Raw genomic sequence first — 16,099 nt, 5'->3', positions numbered from 1 at the left:
TTTAAAGCGGTATTTGCTGATTGATAATGCTAAATAAAGTGCTAGAAAAAAGACCTCGTTAACTGATGTTAACGGGGTCTTTTTTTGTCTCAATCTTATAAGACTTTATAATGTCTAACGGTATAAACTGGCCACTGGTTAAGCGTGAGATTGTAATTTATTTTTATCAATTATTTTGTAAATCTCATCTTTTAAATGCAGCTTTCGCCGTTTCATTTGCTCAATTTCTTCATCGCGACTGGCATGCTTGACCAAATCTTTATCCAGCTGATTGATTTGCTGATCAAGCTGCGTATGTTCGTCAAAAATAGTCGCAAAGTGACTGTCTTTTTGCTTAAGCTCAGCAATAATATCTCTGTTGTCTTGCCATGTATCAGTCTTTCTCATGTTGTCATCCTTGTTATAAAGCGCAAGCTTATCAAAGCATCGGCGCATTTTAGTTAAGAGTGCTGTGATGAATTGCTATGATTGTGAGACTTGAATGTCATTGAGCCAAATCGTTATTCAGCTCAAAAGTGCATAGACTTACTAGCAGCAGAAAGGGCTGTTAATACACTGCGATAACGGCCAACCTGCCATGGGACAAATAAGAGTTTTTCTTATTCGCCTCACTCGATTGTAGCGAAAAAATTTGCCAGATACTACGATTATCATTGGCTACTATTTATCAGTGGTTTTAAATTTAAATAATAATAATGGTTTATGATATATTTTATAAAACGTAAGGTTTGAGTTTATCAGCTTGCCCAAAACCTGCAAACCCATGATAATAGACGTATCAAAGGTGGTAAGGCCGGTATTTTTAGCGTTCTAAATCAGCGACTTAACTTATCACCAAACCCTATTCAAATGCTCAGCATCGTAGCTGGCGTTACATATTTAATAATAATGAGGAACAAACATGATAGATAAAAGTTTATTAGATGCAGTCAAAAGCTACAGTGAAAACATGACCCGCCCAATTACCTTTGTATTGGGTAGCGGCGAACATAGCAAGCGCGCTGAGCTGATTGATTTTTTGACTAAAATCGCTGGCACCACGGATAAGATTAATTTTGACAGTACAGCTACCGATGACAGCTTGCCAAGCCCGATTAGCTTTAAAGTAGTCAGCCATATCGATGGTGCATTGACCGATACCGGTATTGTCTTTAGCGGTATCCCTGGAGGTCATGAATTTACCTCGTTGATTTTGGCGATTTTGCAAGCTGGCGGTCATACGCTAAAACTTGATGAAAGTATTCAAAAGCTGATTAAGCGTTTTAATAAGCCGCTACAGTTTCAGACTTACGTGTCGCTCTCGTGCCACAGTTGCCCAGAAGTGGTGCAAGCGCTGAACCAATTTGCCTTGCTCAATGATGACATTAGTAATGAGATGATCGATGGCGCATTATTCCAAGAGCAAGTAGAAGCTAATAACATCCAAGGCGTACCAGCAGTGTTTTTAAATGGTAAGCCGTTTGCTAATGGTCTGATTGATACGGCTAAATTGATTGAAAAATTACAAGAGCAATTTCCTGATTTACTGAGCGAAGCTGATGACGATGCTGAACAGCTAGGGCAGCAAGATGTGACGATTATCGGAGCCGGTCCTGCTGGCGTGGCGGCGGCGATTTATACCGCGCGTAAAGGCTTAAAAGTCACTATGGTCGCTGATCGTATTGGTGGGCAGGTAAAAGACACGCAAGATATCGAGAACTTAATCTCTGTCCCTTTAACGACCGGTAGTGAGCTGTCGGCGAACTTTGAAAAGCATTTGCACGAATATGATATTACGCTTAAAGAGCATGTCAGCGTCAAAGAAATTAGCGAAACTGAAGCTGAAAACTACCGTATTCATCTAAATACTGGCGAGACGTTTGAGACACGCAGTATTATCTTGGCAACGGGTGCTCAGTGGCGTAAGCTTGGTGTCCCGGGTGAAGATGAAAATATCGGTAAAGGCGTTGCTTACTGCGCGCACTGTGATGGTCCGTTCTTTAAAGGTAAAGACATCTCTGTCATCGGTGGCGGTAACTCAGGTATCGAGGCGGCGCTAGACTTGGCAGGTATCGTTAACCATGTAACCGTCCTTGAATTCGCCGATGAGCTAAAAGCGGATCAGGTATTGATTAATAAAGCCAAAGAAAAAGCCAATATTGAATTTATCACTGGAGCGGCGACTCAAGAGATTAAAGCGCAAGATGGTAAAGTGACATCTATCGTTTATCAAGACCGTAGCAGCAGTGAAACCAAAGAGCTTGATGTTTCAGCAGTGTTTGTGCAGATTGGTTTGGTGCCGAATACTGAATTTGTCAAAGGCTTTGTTGATCTAAACCGCTTTGGTGAGATTGAGATTGACGAACGCTGCCGCACCGACCGCAAAGGCATCTTTGCCTGTGGTGACGTGACCACTGTGCCATTTAAGCAGATTAATATTGCGATGGGCGAAGGTTCAAAAGCCGCATTATCAGCGTTTGAATACTTGGTTATGCAGTAAGTTATTTAGCTCTACCGTTAGTGTTAAAAGCCATCTCAAATGAGATGGCTTTTTTTTGTGCTTATACAATCAGTTTTTATTCCGAATCAACGCAATCACGGGCAGCGCAACCACATACATCAACACACCATATACCGCAGCAGGTAGGGCGATGACCGGTAATGTGCTGACACCCATAATGATAGGTGCCAAGGTAATCGCAGTTGTGCTGTTTTGAATACTGGTTTCTATCGAGATGGTTTTGGTATCAAACCAGCTGAGTTTCATGGCTTTAGAGGTCAAAATACTTAACGCAAACAAGATGACAATGATAAAGACCAACTCAAACCCAATAGACGCCAGTTGCTCTTGTAGTAATTGCCAGTTGGTTGCAATAGCAGCAAAGACGATTAAGACAAAAAACAGACTGGCTAAGCCATTTAGAATGCCGCTTCTACGTACCATAAAGTCAGTAAATTTATAACGCGCGAGCATACCTAGTGTCACAGGTAAGGTAGTCAGTAAAAACATCACCACGCCGATTTTTAGTGCGCTGATAGAGCCTGCTTGATCTTGCATAAAGTGATTAAAAGCTAGCGTAATTAAGATAGGCAGTGTCACCACTGATAACAGGCTCACTACGCCCGTGAGTGCCACTGACAGCGCCACATTACCTTTAGCATAGTAGGTGAGCATGTTGCTGGTCACACCGCCTGGGCAAAAGCTAATCAGCATGATACCAAAGGCAATAGCAGGTGGCGGCGACATGACTAAGACGACCGCTAACGCAACCAAAGGCACAAAGATGACTTGGTTTATTAAGCCGACAATAAACGCTTTTGGGTGATTAACGATAACCTTAAAATCACTTGGCTTAAGCCCCGTTCCTAAGGTAAACATAATATAGGCAAGTGCTAGCGGCAATAGCGCCAACGCATTATTACTCATGAAACATTCCTTGTTAAATATAGAGGCGTATCAAAGACCTATTGAAACCATATTGAAAGCGTATTAAAAGTAACTTGCTAAAGAAATCACAGTCCTTGTGTTTCTATCATCTTAAGCGTTATTAAAAATTTAGCAAACGTTTGATTTTGCGTTTGATGTAGTTTTAATCTGCTAATACACCAGCTACCGAGAGTAATTCACCTGCTTCATCTTCTTTAATAATGCGCGTTTCATTGAGTGCCGCTTCTTGCCAAGCTTGTAGATGAAGATTGCTTAACATCGTTGCACAATACTGTTTGGTTATTGGTTGCAATGGTATGCCTGAGGCCTCCGCATAAGTCTGCAAGCGTAAAACCACAGGTGCAAAAAAAGCATCGGCAGCTGTGAATGCACCAAACAAGTAGCTGTCTTTTGAGCGATTTTTTAAACAATCTGCAAAGATATTTTCTATACGGGCGATATCACTTAGACAGGCAGCGCTTGGTTGTATTTTCGCGGTAGCTCGAATGTTCATCGGCATCTCACTACGAATGCCCATTAGACCTGAGTGCATCTCCGCAATAATGCTTTGGCAATAAGCGCTGTTTATTCTGTTGCTGGTATTGCTGTTAGTATGAAATTTACTCAGTCCTGTCCAAACATCTAAGTCTGTCAGATAGTCATTGGCGTGAATGGTAATCGCTAAGGTATCCCAGACCGTGACTTTATCGCTGTTATTATCGTTGTCTTGACCATAAACCAAAACCGGTACTTTGCCGGTTGGCGCATTATCATTAAGAATCGCTGTCGCTGATGGATGGAACAGCTCAATCAGTTGCTCATCAAAATCAATGTTAAATGCCTTGAGTAGTAGCCAAGCTCGCAATGACCACGACGAATAATTTTTATTGCCGATGATGAGTAGCGGTTTTTGCATCATAAAGTCCTATTAAGGGGTAACAGTAGAATTTTATTATGTCTTCAATATTAAATAATAACCAGTCAATAGTTTAGTGGTATGCAAAAAAAACGCCCATCCAAATTTTGGACGGGCGTTTTTCAAGCAGTAACGATTATATTTAAATCACTATTAATCGTCTAATAAATCCATACGCTTTGCCGCCTCATAGATACCCGTTGAGCGGTTACCGGTACGGCAAAAAATAAGTATTGGCTGCTCAGCTTGGTTAAAAAAGTCAGCAAACTCTTCGACATGGTTTTGATTGAGCTCGCTACCGGCAAAAGACACTTCTTTATAAGCAAGTCCTGCTTTTTTAGCGGCCGTTTCAATCTCAGCACTGGTCGGTTGGTTTGGTTCTTCACCGTCTGGACGGTTGTTGATAATGGTTTTAAAACCATTTTCAGCAATCATAGGTACTTGGTCAGGGGTGATTTGTCCGGTAATACTAACTTGATGGCTCATAAGAGCTCCTTGTTATTTTTTAGCGTAAAAATGAAAATTTTGTGATTAGCTTAAAACACTTAAGTAAAATACAACGGCTCTTTACAACAAGCCTTGCATCAGCGCACTTTGATACAGCAATTTGGCGCGTGCACCCGTGCCGCAAAACATCAGGATGGGTTTGGGCATGGTGCGATAAAAGGCTGCAAACTGCTCGACAGTCGCCATGCTTAAACGCTCATCATCAAACGGTAAATGCTGATAAGTGAGGTTGGCTTTTGCCGTCGCACTGGTAAAGTCACAGCTATTCGGCTGCGTCTCTGTCTCAGCGTCAGGTCGAATATTGAGCACAGAGCGGTAGCCAAGCTCGGCAATCTTGACGCATTGGCTTGGGTAAATTTGCTTATAAATGGTTAAATCATCGGTCATAAGTAGCTTAAGTCGCATATATTAAATGGCGTTAGAATTTCTGGTGTTTCTAGAGACAGTAAGTTTTAAATCTGATAGTAATTTAGCATAACACAGCTCTTATCATATCTCTGTTTTGTCATTGATGTTTTATAATTAAGGTTTTGTCACGGGTGTTTTGTCACGGACAATAACGGTCATGAATAATTTAACTTGAGCTGCATAAATGCAGTGTTATTAAACATCCTTAAGCGCATTGACCGCATCCATGGTACTTAAATAAACCTGCCCTGATAGATGGGTTATGACCGGTGTGTTTTCAATAATGTCCATGACCGGTCCCTTGATAAAGCTAAAGCTTAAGTGCTTTTTTTGATTCAACAGTTCTTGATTGAGGCTGATAAGCATCTCTTGTCCGGTCAAGTCAATATGATTGACCGCTGACATAATAAGAATAATCTCATGCGCTTCGGGATATTGCCGCGTCGCTTGTATGACCCTGCGATGCACGGATTCACTATTGCCAAAAAACAAGCTCTCATCAATACGCAGCATTAATAAATTGCTAAACGTCACCACATCATGACGATTGATATTGCGAAAATGTCCCGTACCCGCTAGCTGACCAACGACGGCGACATGCGGTTTGCTCGATTGCCAAATTAGGCTAGCAAACGACACCATCAAACCGATGACCAAGCCAGTATTTAGCCCAAATATCAGCACACCGATAAATGCCGCCAGAAAGCTTGCTGCATCTAAGCGGTCGCGTTGCCATGCGGACTTTAAAGTCGCCATATCAATGAGACCGACAATCGATGCCATGATGGTCGCGCCCAATAAAGCATAGGGCAGAGGTGCTAATAAATTGCCAAAAGCGATTAACGCTGCAATCATGATCAGTATCGTTACTAAACTTGCGAACGGCGTTTTGGCACCTGAATCAGCATTCATTGCGGTACGTGAAAAGCCGCCAGCGACCGTAAAGCTTTGAAAGAATCCGCCCGCCATATTGGCCAGACCCAAACCAGTAAGCTCATGATTGGCATCAAAGGTTTCGCCGCGCAGGCGTGCATAATTGCTTGCAACTGAGCTGCTTGAAACAAAGATAATCAATGCCATTAAACCGGCGCTTGGTAATAGGTTGAGCGCTTCATGAAAATCTGGCACGTATGGTAGGGTAAAAGTAGGCAGCCCCTGCGGAATAGTACCAATCGTTGCCACGCCGTGCGTTGTCCAATGTAAGCTCATGCTTAACACGATGGCAAGAGCAAGCAAAATGAGCGGAAATAGACGCTCAGCCCACTTAGCATAAGAGGCTGACAACCAAGAGCGCCAAACCCATTTGCTCGCATAACGGTTGGCAAACAACAGCGTAAAAGCAATGACGCCAATAACCAAGGTTAGCGGATGCAGCTGGCGAGCATACATCTGCATACTCGATAAATAACCGATAAGGCCATTACCTGCAATAGGAATCGCCGTCAGATACTTAAGCTGACTGACAAAAATCAGTACCGCCGCGCCACTGATGAAACCCGCCGATACGCCGCGACTGATAAACTGCATAATCCAGCCAAGCTTAAGCCGACCTGCCAGCCATAACATCGTCCCAACCATCAATGACAGTAAACTGGCCATTAATATATATTGCTGCGTGCCCTCATTGGCGTAAGGATGCAGACTACTTGCCGTCATAATCGCGGTGATAGCGACGGGTCCCACAGCTTGCACATTACTTGAGCCTATCCATGCATACACCAGCACGGGTACGATAGCCGCATAGAGTCCATAGACAGGCGGCAATCCTGCTAGCACCGCATAGCCTAAGCTTTGTGGAATGACGAGCACCCCAACGACCAATCCCGCGATGACATCAGTCGGCAGGGCAGACAGCTGGTACTGACGTAACCAAGCAGGAATCAGACGAGCGGCGATAGAAGGCATAGCAATAGGTCATCACAATAAATAAATTTAAGAACAGCTAAGAGCTAAATGACCAGTTATGCGTCTGTTTTGGCACAAAAGCGCTCATACAATAACTGCAATACCGATAACGCATCGTCGCTTGCGATACTATAATAGATTTGCTTGCCCTCGCGGCGGGTCGTCACCAGCTCGTCTTTACGTAAGATACCAAGCTGCTGCGACAAGCTTGGCTGACCGACACCGACTAAGTCTTCAAGCTCACTGACGCAGTATTCACCTTGGGTTAGCTGACATAGCAGTAATAAGCGATCAGGATGCGAGAGCGATTTTAATAATTGACTGGCTTGCATAGATGCATGTTGCATTTGCTCAGCAAGGTCTTTGGGTGCAAAGTCTGTTACGCTGGCAGATACAGGTTTACCAGTGTGATTAGTAGACGTGCTCAATGCTGAAGTTGAAGTAGTCAGAGCGAACTCCTTATTTAAGCTATAGATAAAAAAGGCAAAGTTTATAGATAAGATATGGTTATATATAGTTAATTATCAATGATATCCCGATTTATAGCAAGTTATCATTATTTACATTATATAAATTGATAAATTGTTAGTTGGTTGCTATAGTGGTATGCAAGATAGGTATTATGTACATTCAAATATTATAAACAAGTATTTATTATACGTAAGACTTCATTAAATAATAAAACATTCATATAAAAATAAAGAGGTAGCCATGCAAGTTCATTCCTTCTTACATAGCGACACAGAGACCTACACCCACGTACTTGCTGACGTTCAGCAGCAAGTGTGTGCCATTATCGACCCTGTTTTGGATTTCGATGCCAAGTCAGGACGTACGGATACCGCTAGTGTCGATAAGGTAATAGCGTTCGTACGTGAGCAGGGTTGGGCGCTGGTTTATATTATAGAAACCCATGCCCATGCCGATCATATATCGGCCGCTATACATGTAAAAGAGACACTTGGCGGCAAGCTGGTCATCGGTCAACATATCACTGAAGTGCAAAAAATATTTAAGCAAATTTTTAACTTTGATAGCAGCTTTCGTACCGATGCCAGCCAGTTTGATATCTTGACCGATGATGGCGAAACCTTGGCACTTGGCGGCATTACGATTACTGCTATGTATGTGCCCGGCCATACGCGTGCGGATATGGCGTATCTTGCCGCTGACGATGAAAAAACCGTGGTCTTTGTCGGTGATACGCTATTTGCTCCCGATGTGGGTACGGCGCGCTGTGACTTTCCGGGAGGAGACGCCAAAACCCTATATCAGTCTATCCAAAAACTGCTGGCACTTCCTGATGAGACCCTGATGTATCTGTGTCATGACTATCCAAGTCAAGGTCGCAAGCATTGCCCAACCACGACGGTAGCAGCGCAAAAGCTCGGTAATATTCATGTTAAAGACGGCATTAATGAAGCCGAGTTTGTCGAGATGCGTGAGCGCCGCGATGCCAACTTAGAGATGCCGCGGCTCATTATCCCATCTGTACAACTTAATATTGATGCCGGTCATTTTCCAAAACCAGAAGACAATGGCACCCGTTATCTAAAAGTACCGATTAATGCGCTTTAGTAACTAATTAAATTTCAGTGAAATAAAAAAAGAGCTGATAAATAGCTAAATACAAATAGAGCAGAAAGTTACGCACGCACAATACGAGTAGTGGCTATCCTAATGCTAATCTGTCTTATAAGCTTGCATTGTAAGTTTGCATAATGGAATAAAGCCAAAAAAAAGTGTGATTAAGATTCTTACGAATAATCCATTCACAAGCATTGAGTATGGGCGCTCTATTAAGATACGCGCCCAAGCTATGTATAAAGGAGTTGTATAATGACTGAGCAAAACTCTCATCTGGTCTGCCCGCATTGTCAGGCAACCAATCGTATACCCGCCACACGGCTAAATGCGGCACCGAACTGCGGCAAATGTGGTAAGCCATTATTAACGGCCAGTCCTCATGAGCTAAACGCCCAGACGGTTAGTAAAGTCATTCAAAAAAACGAGGTGTTGACCATCGTTGATTTTTGGGCAAGCTGGTGTCAGCCGTGTCTGATGATGGCACCGCAGTTTAAAGCGGCGGCCAGTCAGTTGCCGCAAGTGGTTTTTGCCAAAATACAAACCGATAAATACGAGCAAGCGGCGGCACCTTATAATATTCGTAGCTTGCCGACGATGGTTGCTTTCAAAAATGGTAAAGAAGTCGCGCGCCAGTCTGGTGCCCTACCTAGCGATCAAATTGTGCAGTGGGTAAAAAGCTTAAACGCATAAGCGTTGCTTGAGTTTTTACTCTCGATGATTAGACACAAAAAAGCCAATATGCTTATCGCGTATTGGCTTTTTTCTTTTGAACAGCGTTTAATGTCATCGGAATAATAAACTATCAAACGTGACTTATTAAACAGGAGCTATTTAAACACGAGCCATTTAAACACGAGCTATCAAGCATTACTCACCATAAATCTTAATACCATTGGCAAAGCTACAACGCTGGATACGGGCAGACTGAATGATGGCATCACGCTCGCCATACAGTCTTGATAGCTTGGCATCGCGCGCTTTAGTATTGTTGCTTTGACCAACACCAAAGCTGATATTAGGTGAGATACCCCAGCGTCCAGCGGAAACCCCAACGCCGACGCCTGAGGCGGATAGGGTTGATTGCTCATTGCGCGCCGCATCGACATAGCGATTGACGCGATTATACTCTTGACTAAGCGCTTGGCAATCATAACTTTGATAGGTGCTTGGTGGCACATATTGCGGGGTGATATTACCCGTTGAGGCGCAGCCTGAGAGACCAAAAACGCCAGCTGTTGCCAGTAGTGTTGCTGCAGTAAGAGTTTTCATAATGTCTCCATAAGCTAAATGAGGATGTTTACCGTGCTTGTTAATGCCTGCTGTTAATTAATATCTGTTTTGGTATTAATTAACTTTGGTATTAATTAACAATGTTACGTTTTAAACAGGGCATTTTAGAAAGCGTATTTATTTAAGATAGCAAAAAAGTGGCGATTAAGATATTGAAAAATATATCGTTTAGCAACGCTTAAAACAAATTGCCCGGTTTGCTAAAGGCAAGCACCACGATGCCAATATAAGCCACACCTGCAATCAGAATACCGGTTTTTCTTTGGCTCAGTGTTGCATTGTTATTAAAGGCTTTGATACTTGCGCTAAGGGCGGCAACGAGCAAGATAATTTTTGCAAAAACCCATTGCACGGGCGCATTGGCACTCATTAATTGCATGAGCATACCAGCCCCTGAAAGAATAATAACGGCATAGAGGATATGGGTAGAGATTTTGAGCGCCAATGGCATTTGCTTGTTTGCGCTTAATACCAGATAGCTTTGATATAAAAACGCCGCAATCAACAATACTGCCATGAGCATATGTAAATGTTTCATTGGATAGGATTTCCTTTAAAGGTGCCGTTTGCCAGCTTATTTATATTATTAGAAGTTAGTATTTGATTATAATGTTTAATGGTAGCTGTTTAAAAATAGTAAACAATAAAACCGCCATCTAACCTTTGTTTTGACCAGCGCATAACGGACTCTCACGGCTTTGACCTTGCCACTCTGTTGGCGTATAAGCATGGATAGCCAACGCATGGATTTGACCACCTTGTGAGGTCAGTAGCGAGTTTGCCAGAGCATATACCAGCTGATGACGCGCAACCAAACGTTTGTCTTCAAAGGCGTCACTGACAATGGTCAGTTTAAAATGGCTTTCTTTACCGTCAAAGTAACCCGCATGATTCATCGATTCATTTACTAGCTCAATATGCTGCGCTTGCAAAGCCTGTAGCTCATTATTAAGGGCGTCGGCGGTCGGAGTGTTAGTAGGCGTATTGATAGTCATAATCATCCTTTATCTTATAGGGCTTAGCCATTTAAATGGCTGATTGTGCCCATTATAGCAGACACAGTTCACTGTGCCGCTATGCTGCATCAAGTGACCGTTTATCGCCGTGCGATAGTCAGTTTACTATAAAATATTTTAGCAGCACGCATAAAAAAGCAGAGCGCAATATATGACGCTCTGCTTTTCTTATTTATCATTAGTCCGTACTTGTCATTAGATTGATACTTAATATTTAAGCATAATCCATTAACGACGTGACTTTTGATAAAGCGGCATTACTTTAGGCATCAATGACTGCAATTGCGCAATACGGTTGCTGCTGGTTGGGTGAGTGCTTAAAAATTGTGGTGGCTCACCTTGGCTGGCGCGTTGCATTTTCTGCCATAAAGTAATCGCTGCTTGTGGGTTGTAGCCTGCACGTGCCATCAGCTCAAGACCGATTTGGTCAGCTTCTGCTTCTTGCGTACGGCTGTGCGGACGGCTAAGACCTAAGTCACCAGCGACGTTAGCAAGCTCTGCCTGCCCTTGTGAGAGACCAAAGATGCTCGCTGCCATACCAATACCCGTTTGGGTGGCGTATTGACGTGACAAGCGCTCACGTGAATGCTCACGTAGGGCATGCGATATCTCATGTCCCATAATAGCGGCAATTTCATCGTCCGTTAAATTCAAGCGGTCGATAATACCCGAGTAAAACATAATTTTACCGCCCGGCATCACAAAGGCGTTTAAGTCATTAGATTTAATGGTATGCACTTCCCATTGCCATTTTGCCGCATCAGGACGATAGACGCCGACTTGACCGACCAAACGGTTCGAGATATTTTTTAGGCGATTGAGCTGCGCGCTATTGGTATCCAATAAGCCGCGCGCTTTTGCTTCTTGCAGCGTTTTAGCATAACTTTGCGCCGATAGCTGCAATACTTGCTCATTTGATACCAATAATAGCTGCTGACGGTCAACGCCGACGGCACCAGTGCTAGTCGTGCTAGAGCAACCGGTCATGGCCAATGCCGACAATGATGCCGCCATAACTGTTGTGGTAAGCAGTTTTTTCATAATAAACGTCCTCGCTGTAAATGGAAAAAAATAAAGTGGAACAATGCCAATATTAAAATAGTAGATGAAAGGGTAGCTTATTATTGAAGTATTGCTACCGTTTGCCCATCTACTAAAACAATGGAATTTTACTCCAACTGTCATTAGCCATAAGTATAATAATGTTAACAACCTAAAACCTAGACAGAAAAAGTAACAATAGGCGGTAGGATTGTAAGTGGTATTAGTAAGTGGTATTAGTAAGTGGTATTAGTAAGTGGTATTAGTAAGTGGTATTAGTAAGTGATATTAAAAGGTACGTAGTTCGCACAAGAAATAATGCAAGTGGATACAGCAGTTAAAGCCGCTTTATCGTTTGCGCGCAAGCATTTTTATTTCTATAACTTCTATAGAAAAATTATATTTTGTTAGCGTTTTAACGTTGTCAGCATGTTGTAAGCAAAGGTTAGGTGGGCAGGATGCTGAGACTGCTATTATTTTCTCTATTTATTTAAAATTATTATCTTAATGAGGTAAATTAAAATAGCACTTAGAATCAATACTCTATGCTTGTTTTTCTCTTAAGATAGATTTAAAAACCATACCTTTGATTAAAAATTTGAAAAAAGGTATTGACACTCTCAGAATATTTGCTAAAATAGCCAGCCTATCGAGACGTAGTCGTTGTTAACAACATTGCGATTTGATAATTAGCGGGAATAGCTCAGTGGTAGAGCATAACCTTGCCAAGGTTGGGGTCGAGAGTTCGAATCTCTTTTCCCGCTCCAAATATGGCTTGCAAAAGCACTAAAGCCTCACTTCTTATACTAAGAAGTGAGGCTTTTTTTATGCCTGAAATTTGGCAAGCTAATGTATAACGCTATGACAAAGTGCATGTGAGAAAGCGTATGTGATAAGTATAAGTAGCAGCGTTACAAAACATGGATGATTGGACACATTCATTTGATTTTAAATTGGCATACTTATTTGAGGTATTAAATATTAAAACTTTTCAAACAATATATCGCCTCCATTAATAATTATTATAAGGATTAACCATGCAAGCTTTTGAGCACAAATCATTTAATGAGCTATTTGACTTAACAGGAAAAACGGCGATTGTGACGGGCGGTGCTAATGGTATTGGTAAGGGCGGTGCTAATGGTATTGGTAAGGCAACGGCACTGCGTTTGGCACAAGCGGGCGCAAATATCGTCATTGCAGACCTGAAATTGGAAGATGCCAATAAAGCGGCCAAAGACATCGAAAGCTACGGCGTTAAAGCCTTGGCGGTTGAGTGTAATATCTTAAAAGACGAAGACTTGGTAGCGATGGTCGATAAAACGGTAGAGGTATTCGGTAGTATCAATATCCTGATTAGTAATGCAGGCGGCGGTGGCGGTGGTCAAGAAAATCCGTTTAAAATCTCTGTTGATGATTTCCGTCGCGACTTTGAATTGAACGTTTTTAGCGCGTGGCGTCTATGCCAATTATGCGTGCCACATATGAAAAAATCGGGCTATGGCTCAATCGTTATCACTACCTCGATGTCGAGTGTCAATAGGAGCCCAGATATGAGCGGCTATGCAGCATCAAAAGCGGCGGTTAATCATATGGTGGCGAACCTTACTCATGATTTCGGTCCCGAGGTGCGTATCAATGCTGTGGGTCCGGGTGCCACGCGCACTGCGGCGTTAGAGAGCGTATTGACGCCTGAGATTGAAGAGAGAATGTTGTCGCATACGCCTATCAAGCGTTTAGGCGAAGCGGATGATATTGCTGGTGCTATGCTATATTTTGCGGCGCCTATCTCTGAGTGGGTCAGTGGGCAGACGTTATTTGTTAATGGTGGCGGTGTGCAAACCTTAGACTAAAATTAAGATTAACGATAATAGCTAGTGTAGAAAACTCGTCATATAAAAAAGCGTCACCAGATATTTAATCGGGTGACGCTTTTTTTTGTGAATTTTTAAGTGACTAACTGAAATTCAATACTTGTGAAAGTTCAATGTATACAAGCCAGTTTTAAAAAACGCTATTTCCTAAGCGAAAAAGCCACCGTTTTATTGCCTATCCAATTCACCCAGCTGACCGGAAAGAAACGCAGCTGTAATCTAATTAAGTTTGCCATCACGCCCGGTACGACTAGGAACTGCCGCTTTTCTACCCCTTTTAGCATAGATTTAACGGCATCTTCAATTTTTAGCTCGCCTGCCAGCTTTTTCATACCGACACCCGCTTGTGCCATGACGCCGACTTCCGCTTGGGTGAGCGGCGTATCTATCGGTGGCGGTGCAAAAACAGTGATATCAATACCGTGAGGTTTCCACTCAAAGCTTATCGATTGCATCATGCCCCAAATGGCAAACTTTGAGGCGCTATAAGAGCTGTAGCCATAACTGCCGGTAAAAGATGACATCGAAGCGGTGACCATGACTTGATCGCCACGTGATAAAAACGGACGCACGGCAGCTAGGACGTTGCGCGTACCAAATAAATTGATATTTATAACACGCTCAAACTGTGCTTGGCTCATCTCATCAAACGTCCAAGGACCTGTAATTCCAACGAAGTGCATGACAATATCAGGTGGCTGCTTGCTTGCCGCCTCGGCGATTTTTTGAGTGGTTGTATCGGCGTCGGTGACGTCCAATTCATAGCTGATAATCGAAGCGTTATTTTTATTAATAGCTTGCAAGGTTGATAGCACCTCATCAAACGGTTGTACGTCAAACAGTACTAACTTAGCGCCTTGCTGAATGAGCTGCTTAGCCGTCTCAAGCCCGATACCAGAAGCCGCGCCAGTGATATAGACAGTTTTATTAGTAAAATAACCCATCAAGCGCTTTCCTTCTGCAATGAGCGACTTTTTGCCGATTTGTTCTGCAAGCTGCCAAACTTTGCTTCGCCTATTAAATGACTGACTTTATGCCCGGGAATCAACCAATAAGGGGTCGCTTCACTACTTGACGCACAATTGGGGAAGTCAGGGTTTTTTGAGGGACCAGCGATGGTTTTTTCAATGACCATCGAGATATATTGCTCATTACTACCTTCTAGCGTATTGCCGTTTAGGATAACCTCCACGCCTGTGTCTTTAGCGTAGCGGCGGATGGCATTCACTTTTGAGTTCATCGGTGCATAAGCATCGGCGCCCACGCCATTTTCTGAAGTCACTCTTATACCATCTGGGACGCGCGCCACCAATGAATGATTGCCTTCGGTATGTCCGGGGGTATGCACGAGCGCGACGCCTTCGCCCAATTGGATGCTACCCGTAAATTTAATTACTTTATCAGCATCGACGCCTTCGATGCCGTTTGGGCAATACCAATCTGCTTGCACGGGTAATAAAGAGGTAGTACTTAGCCATTCTTGCTCGTGAATCAATAGCTTGGCGTTAGGAAAGTAGGCAGGCTTATCTTTTTCACCTACATTTTTAGTATCAATGCTTTTAGTCCCTAACCAGCGGCGTACATCTTGGGTATGCAGATGGTCGTAGCTTATATAATCAACATCTTCTGGAGACAATCCAACTTCAGCTAAGGCGCCAGTGACGTCACGAATGATAGGTGCAACCACGCTTTCAAGTGGTGACCAGTTAGGCATTTTGTCTGTTAAGCGTTTAAAAAATGGCGTCTCACGGTCTGCTTCGATATCAGAAGGAGAGAATAGCAATGTTTTTAATTCACCCAAAAAGTCATGATACTGAATGATAAAAATGCGGTTGAGGATATGAATGTAGGGGAATTTATAGGTGCTTTGGGTATAGACGCCACTGTAGGCGTACCACGTGGGGTAGGGAACACGCACCATGTCGGCGCTTTGATAAAACTGTACCGGCGGCTCGTCCATAAAGCGCTCTCTAAAGGCGCTTGCTTGCTTACGCGCTGCTTTTAGACGCTCTTGTGGTAACGGGCTTTGGCGAACGTCATCAAAGTCGTGAATGGCTTTCATGCCGAGTGCTTGCAAATCCATAATGCATTTCCTTATGACTGATGGATATCTTAAAATAATACTAACAGTATTGTTTTAAGATTTATA

At 43.0% G+C, this 16,099-nt stretch carries 17 protein-coding genes and 1 tRNA gene; 5 read left to right on the top strand and 13 right to left on the bottom strand.

The window, feature by feature from the left end:
- Positions 1–138: 138 nt before the first annotated feature.
- The gene (locus JMX50_RS02300; protein ID WP_201564865.1) at positions 139–387 is read right to left on the bottom strand and encodes a YdcH family protein; all 249 of its coding nucleotides are present in this window, start codon (positions 385–387) and stop codon (positions 139–141) included.
- Between the two features lie 514 nt (positions 388–901).
- Between JMX50_RS02300 and ahpF the strand changes: the two genes are divergently transcribed.
- Positions 902–2,479, top strand: coding sequence for an alkyl hydroperoxide reductase subunit F (gene ahpF / locus JMX50_RS02295; RefSeq protein WP_201628261.1), 1,578 nt, complete (start codon positions 902–904; stop codon positions 2,477–2,479).
- Positions 2,480–2,548: 69 nt separating this feature from the next.
- Here the strand turns inward: ahpF and JMX50_RS02290 are convergent, their stop codons facing one another.
- The 6 genes from JMX50_RS02290 to JMX50_RS02265 all read right to left on the bottom strand — a co-directional run bounded on the left by JMX50_RS02290 (position 2,549) and on the right by JMX50_RS02265 (position 7,570).
- Positions 2,549–3,406 carry a bile acid:sodium symporter family protein gene (locus JMX50_RS02290; protein ID WP_201619196.1) on the bottom strand — a complete coding sequence of 286 codons (858 nt, stop codon included), beginning with the start codon at positions 3,404–3,406 and terminating at the stop codon, positions 2,549–2,551.
- Positions 3,407–3,569: 163 nt separating this feature from the next.
- Positions 3,570–4,322 carry a glutathione S-transferase gene (locus tag JMX50_RS02285; RefSeq protein WP_201628260.1) on the bottom strand — a complete coding sequence of 251 codons (753 nt, stop codon included), beginning with the start codon at positions 4,320–4,322 and terminating at the stop codon, positions 3,570–3,572.
- Positions 4,323–4,475: 153 nt separating this feature from the next.
- Positions 4,476–4,808 carry a TIGR01244 family sulfur transferase gene (locus JMX50_RS02280; protein WP_201628259.1) on the bottom strand — a complete coding sequence of 111 codons (333 nt, stop codon included), beginning with the start codon at positions 4,806–4,808 and terminating at the stop codon, positions 4,476–4,478.
- A gap of 81 nt (positions 4,809–4,889) precedes the next feature.
- Positions 4,890–5,216 carry a beta-lactamase hydrolase domain-containing protein gene (locus tag JMX50_RS02275; protein WP_201564861.1) on the bottom strand — a complete coding sequence of 109 codons (327 nt, stop codon included), beginning with the start codon at positions 5,214–5,216 and terminating at the stop codon, positions 4,890–4,892.
- Positions 5,217–5,432: 216 nt separating this feature from the next.
- Positions 5,433–7,142: a SulP family inorganic anion transporter gene (locus tag JMX50_RS02270; protein ID WP_201628258.1), complete on the bottom strand. Its 1,710-nt coding sequence runs from the start codon at positions 7,140–7,142 to the stop codon at positions 5,433–5,435.
- A gap of 56 nt (positions 7,143–7,198) precedes the next feature.
- A complete protein-coding gene (locus JMX50_RS02265) occupies positions 7,199–7,570 on the bottom strand; it encodes an ArsR/SmtB family transcription factor (protein WP_374220408.1) in 372 nt (123 codons plus the stop codon).
- A 283-nt stretch (positions 7,571–7,853) separates the two neighbouring features.
- Between JMX50_RS02265 and JMX50_RS02260 the strand changes: the two genes are divergently transcribed.
- Together JMX50_RS02260 and trxC are read left to right on the top strand one after the other, a co-directional pair.
- Positions 7,854–8,720 (top strand): MBL fold metallo-hydrolase, encoded by an 867-nt coding sequence (locus JMX50_RS02260; protein WP_201564859.1) that lies wholly within the window; start codon positions 7,854–7,856, stop codon positions 8,718–8,720.
- Positions 8,721–8,981: 261 nt separating this feature from the next.
- Complete coding sequence (gene trxC / locus JMX50_RS02255; protein WP_201628257.1) at positions 8,982–9,419, top strand: thioredoxin TrxC; 438 nt, start codon at positions 8,982–8,984, stop codon at positions 9,417–9,419.
- Between the two features lie 177 nt (positions 9,420–9,596).
- Here trxC and JMX50_RS02250 read toward each other — a convergent pair whose 3' ends face one another.
- From JMX50_RS02250 to JMX50_RS02235, 4 genes are all read right to left on the bottom strand, one after another.
- Positions 9,597–9,998 carry a hypothetical protein gene (locus JMX50_RS02250; RefSeq protein WP_201564855.1) on the bottom strand — a complete coding sequence of 134 codons (402 nt, stop codon included), beginning with the start codon at positions 9,996–9,998 and terminating at the stop codon, positions 9,597–9,599.
- Between the two features lie 199 nt (positions 9,999–10,197).
- On the bottom strand, positions 10,198–10,557 hold the full coding sequence (locus tag JMX50_RS02245; protein WP_201619191.1) for a SirB2 family protein: 360 nt from the start codon (positions 10,555–10,557) through the stop codon (positions 10,198–10,200).
- Between the two features lie 118 nt (positions 10,558–10,675).
- Entirely contained in the window at positions 10,676–11,014 is a 339-nt protein-coding gene (locus JMX50_RS02240; protein WP_201628256.1) for a BolA family protein, read from the bottom strand.
- A gap of 249 nt (positions 11,015–11,263) precedes the next feature.
- Positions 11,264–12,076 carry a M48 family metallopeptidase gene (locus JMX50_RS02235; RefSeq protein WP_201619189.1) on the bottom strand — a complete coding sequence of 271 codons (813 nt, stop codon included), beginning with the start codon at positions 12,074–12,076 and terminating at the stop codon, positions 11,264–11,266.
- A 692-nt stretch (positions 12,077–12,768) separates the two neighbouring features.
- On the opposite strand from JMX50_RS02235, the gene JMX50_RS02230 reads away from it, so the two are divergent.
- Both JMX50_RS02230 and JMX50_RS02225 read left to right on the top strand, forming a co-directional pair.
- Positions 12,769–12,843: transfer RNA gene (locus JMX50_RS02230), tRNA-Gly, on the top strand.
- A gap of 270 nt (positions 12,844–13,113) precedes the next feature.
- On the top strand, positions 13,114–13,929 hold the full coding sequence (locus JMX50_RS02225; RefSeq protein ID WP_201628255.1) for an SDR family oxidoreductase: 816 nt from the start codon (positions 13,114–13,116) through the stop codon (positions 13,927–13,929).
- A 161-nt stretch (positions 13,930–14,090) separates the two neighbouring features.
- Here JMX50_RS02225 and JMX50_RS02220 read toward each other — a convergent pair whose 3' ends face one another.
- The gene (locus JMX50_RS02220; protein ID WP_201628254.1) at positions 14,091–14,894 is read right to left on the bottom strand and encodes an SDR family NAD(P)-dependent oxidoreductase; all 804 of its coding nucleotides are present in this window, start codon (positions 14,892–14,894) and stop codon (positions 14,091–14,093) included.
- Entirely contained in the window at positions 14,894–16,033 is a 1,140-nt protein-coding gene (locus JMX50_RS02215) for a hypothetical protein (RefSeq protein ID WP_201628253.1), read from the bottom strand. The genes JMX50_RS02220 and JMX50_RS02215 overlap by 1 nt, the downstream gene beginning before the upstream one ends.
- Positions 16,034–16,099: the final 66 nt, after the last annotated feature.

Origin of the sequence: Psychrobacter maritimus (assembly GCF_904846345.1) — a bacterium.
GTDB classification, from domain to species: Bacteria; Pseudomonadota; Gammaproteobacteria; order Pseudomonadales; family Moraxellaceae; genus Psychrobacter; species Psychrobacter maritimus.
Note: the sequence above shows the minus strand (reverse complement) of the source record. Positions and strands in the feature narration are given on the sequence as shown.

Coding starts and splice junctions, on each gene's coding strand:
- JMX50_RS02245 (WP_201619191.1), bottom strand. CDS start 10,557: ATGAAACATTTACATATGCTCATGGCAGTATTGTTGATTGCGGCGTTT.
- JMX50_RS02220 (WP_201628254.1), bottom strand. CDS start 14,894: ATGGGTTATTTTACTAATAAAACTGTCTATATCACTGGCGCGGCTTCT.
- JMX50_RS02240 (WP_201628256.1), bottom strand. CDS start 11,014: ATGACTATCAATACGCCTACTAACACTCCGACCGCCGACGCCCTTAAT.
- JMX50_RS02300 (WP_201564865.1), bottom strand. CDS start 387: ATGAGAAAGACTGATACATGGCAAGACAACAGAGATATTATTGCTGAG.
- JMX50_RS02260 (WP_201564859.1), top strand. CDS start 7,854: ATGCAAGTTCATTCCTTCTTACATAGCGACACAGAGACCTACACCCAC.
- JMX50_RS02270 (WP_201628258.1), bottom strand. CDS start 7,142: ATGCCTTCTATCGCCGCTCGTCTGATTCCTGCTTGGTTACGTCAGTAC.
- trxC (WP_201628257.1), top strand. CDS start 8,982: ATGACTGAGCAAAACTCTCATCTGGTCTGCCCGCATTGTCAGGCAACC.
- JMX50_RS02215 (WP_201628253.1), bottom strand. CDS start 16,033: ATGGATTTGCAAGCACTCGGCATGAAAGCCATTCACGACTTTGATGAC.
- JMX50_RS02285 (WP_201628260.1), bottom strand. CDS start 4,322: ATGCAAAAACCGCTACTCATCATCGGCAATAAAAATTATTCGTCGTGG.
- ahpF (WP_201628261.1), top strand. CDS start 902: ATGATAGATAAAAGTTTATTAGATGCAGTCAAAAGCTACAGTGAAAAC.
- JMX50_RS02280 (WP_201628259.1), bottom strand. CDS start 4,808: ATGAGCCATCAAGTTAGTATTACCGGACAAATCACCCCTGACCAAGTA.
- JMX50_RS02290 (WP_201619196.1), bottom strand. CDS start 3,406: ATGAGTAATAATGCGTTGGCGCTATTGCCGCTAGCACTTGCCTATATT.
- JMX50_RS02250 (WP_201564855.1), bottom strand. CDS start 9,998: ATGAAAACTCTTACTGCAGCAACACTACTGGCAACAGCTGGCGTTTTT.
- JMX50_RS02275 (WP_201564861.1), bottom strand. CDS start 5,216: ATGACCGATGATTTAACCATTTATAAGCAAATTTACCCAAGCCAATGC.
- JMX50_RS02225 (WP_201628255.1), top strand. CDS start 13,114: ATGCAAGCTTTTGAGCACAAATCATTTAATGAGCTATTTGACTTAACA.
- JMX50_RS02235 (WP_201619189.1), bottom strand. CDS start 12,076: ATGAAAAAACTGCTTACCACAACAGTTATGGCGGCATCATTGTCGGCA.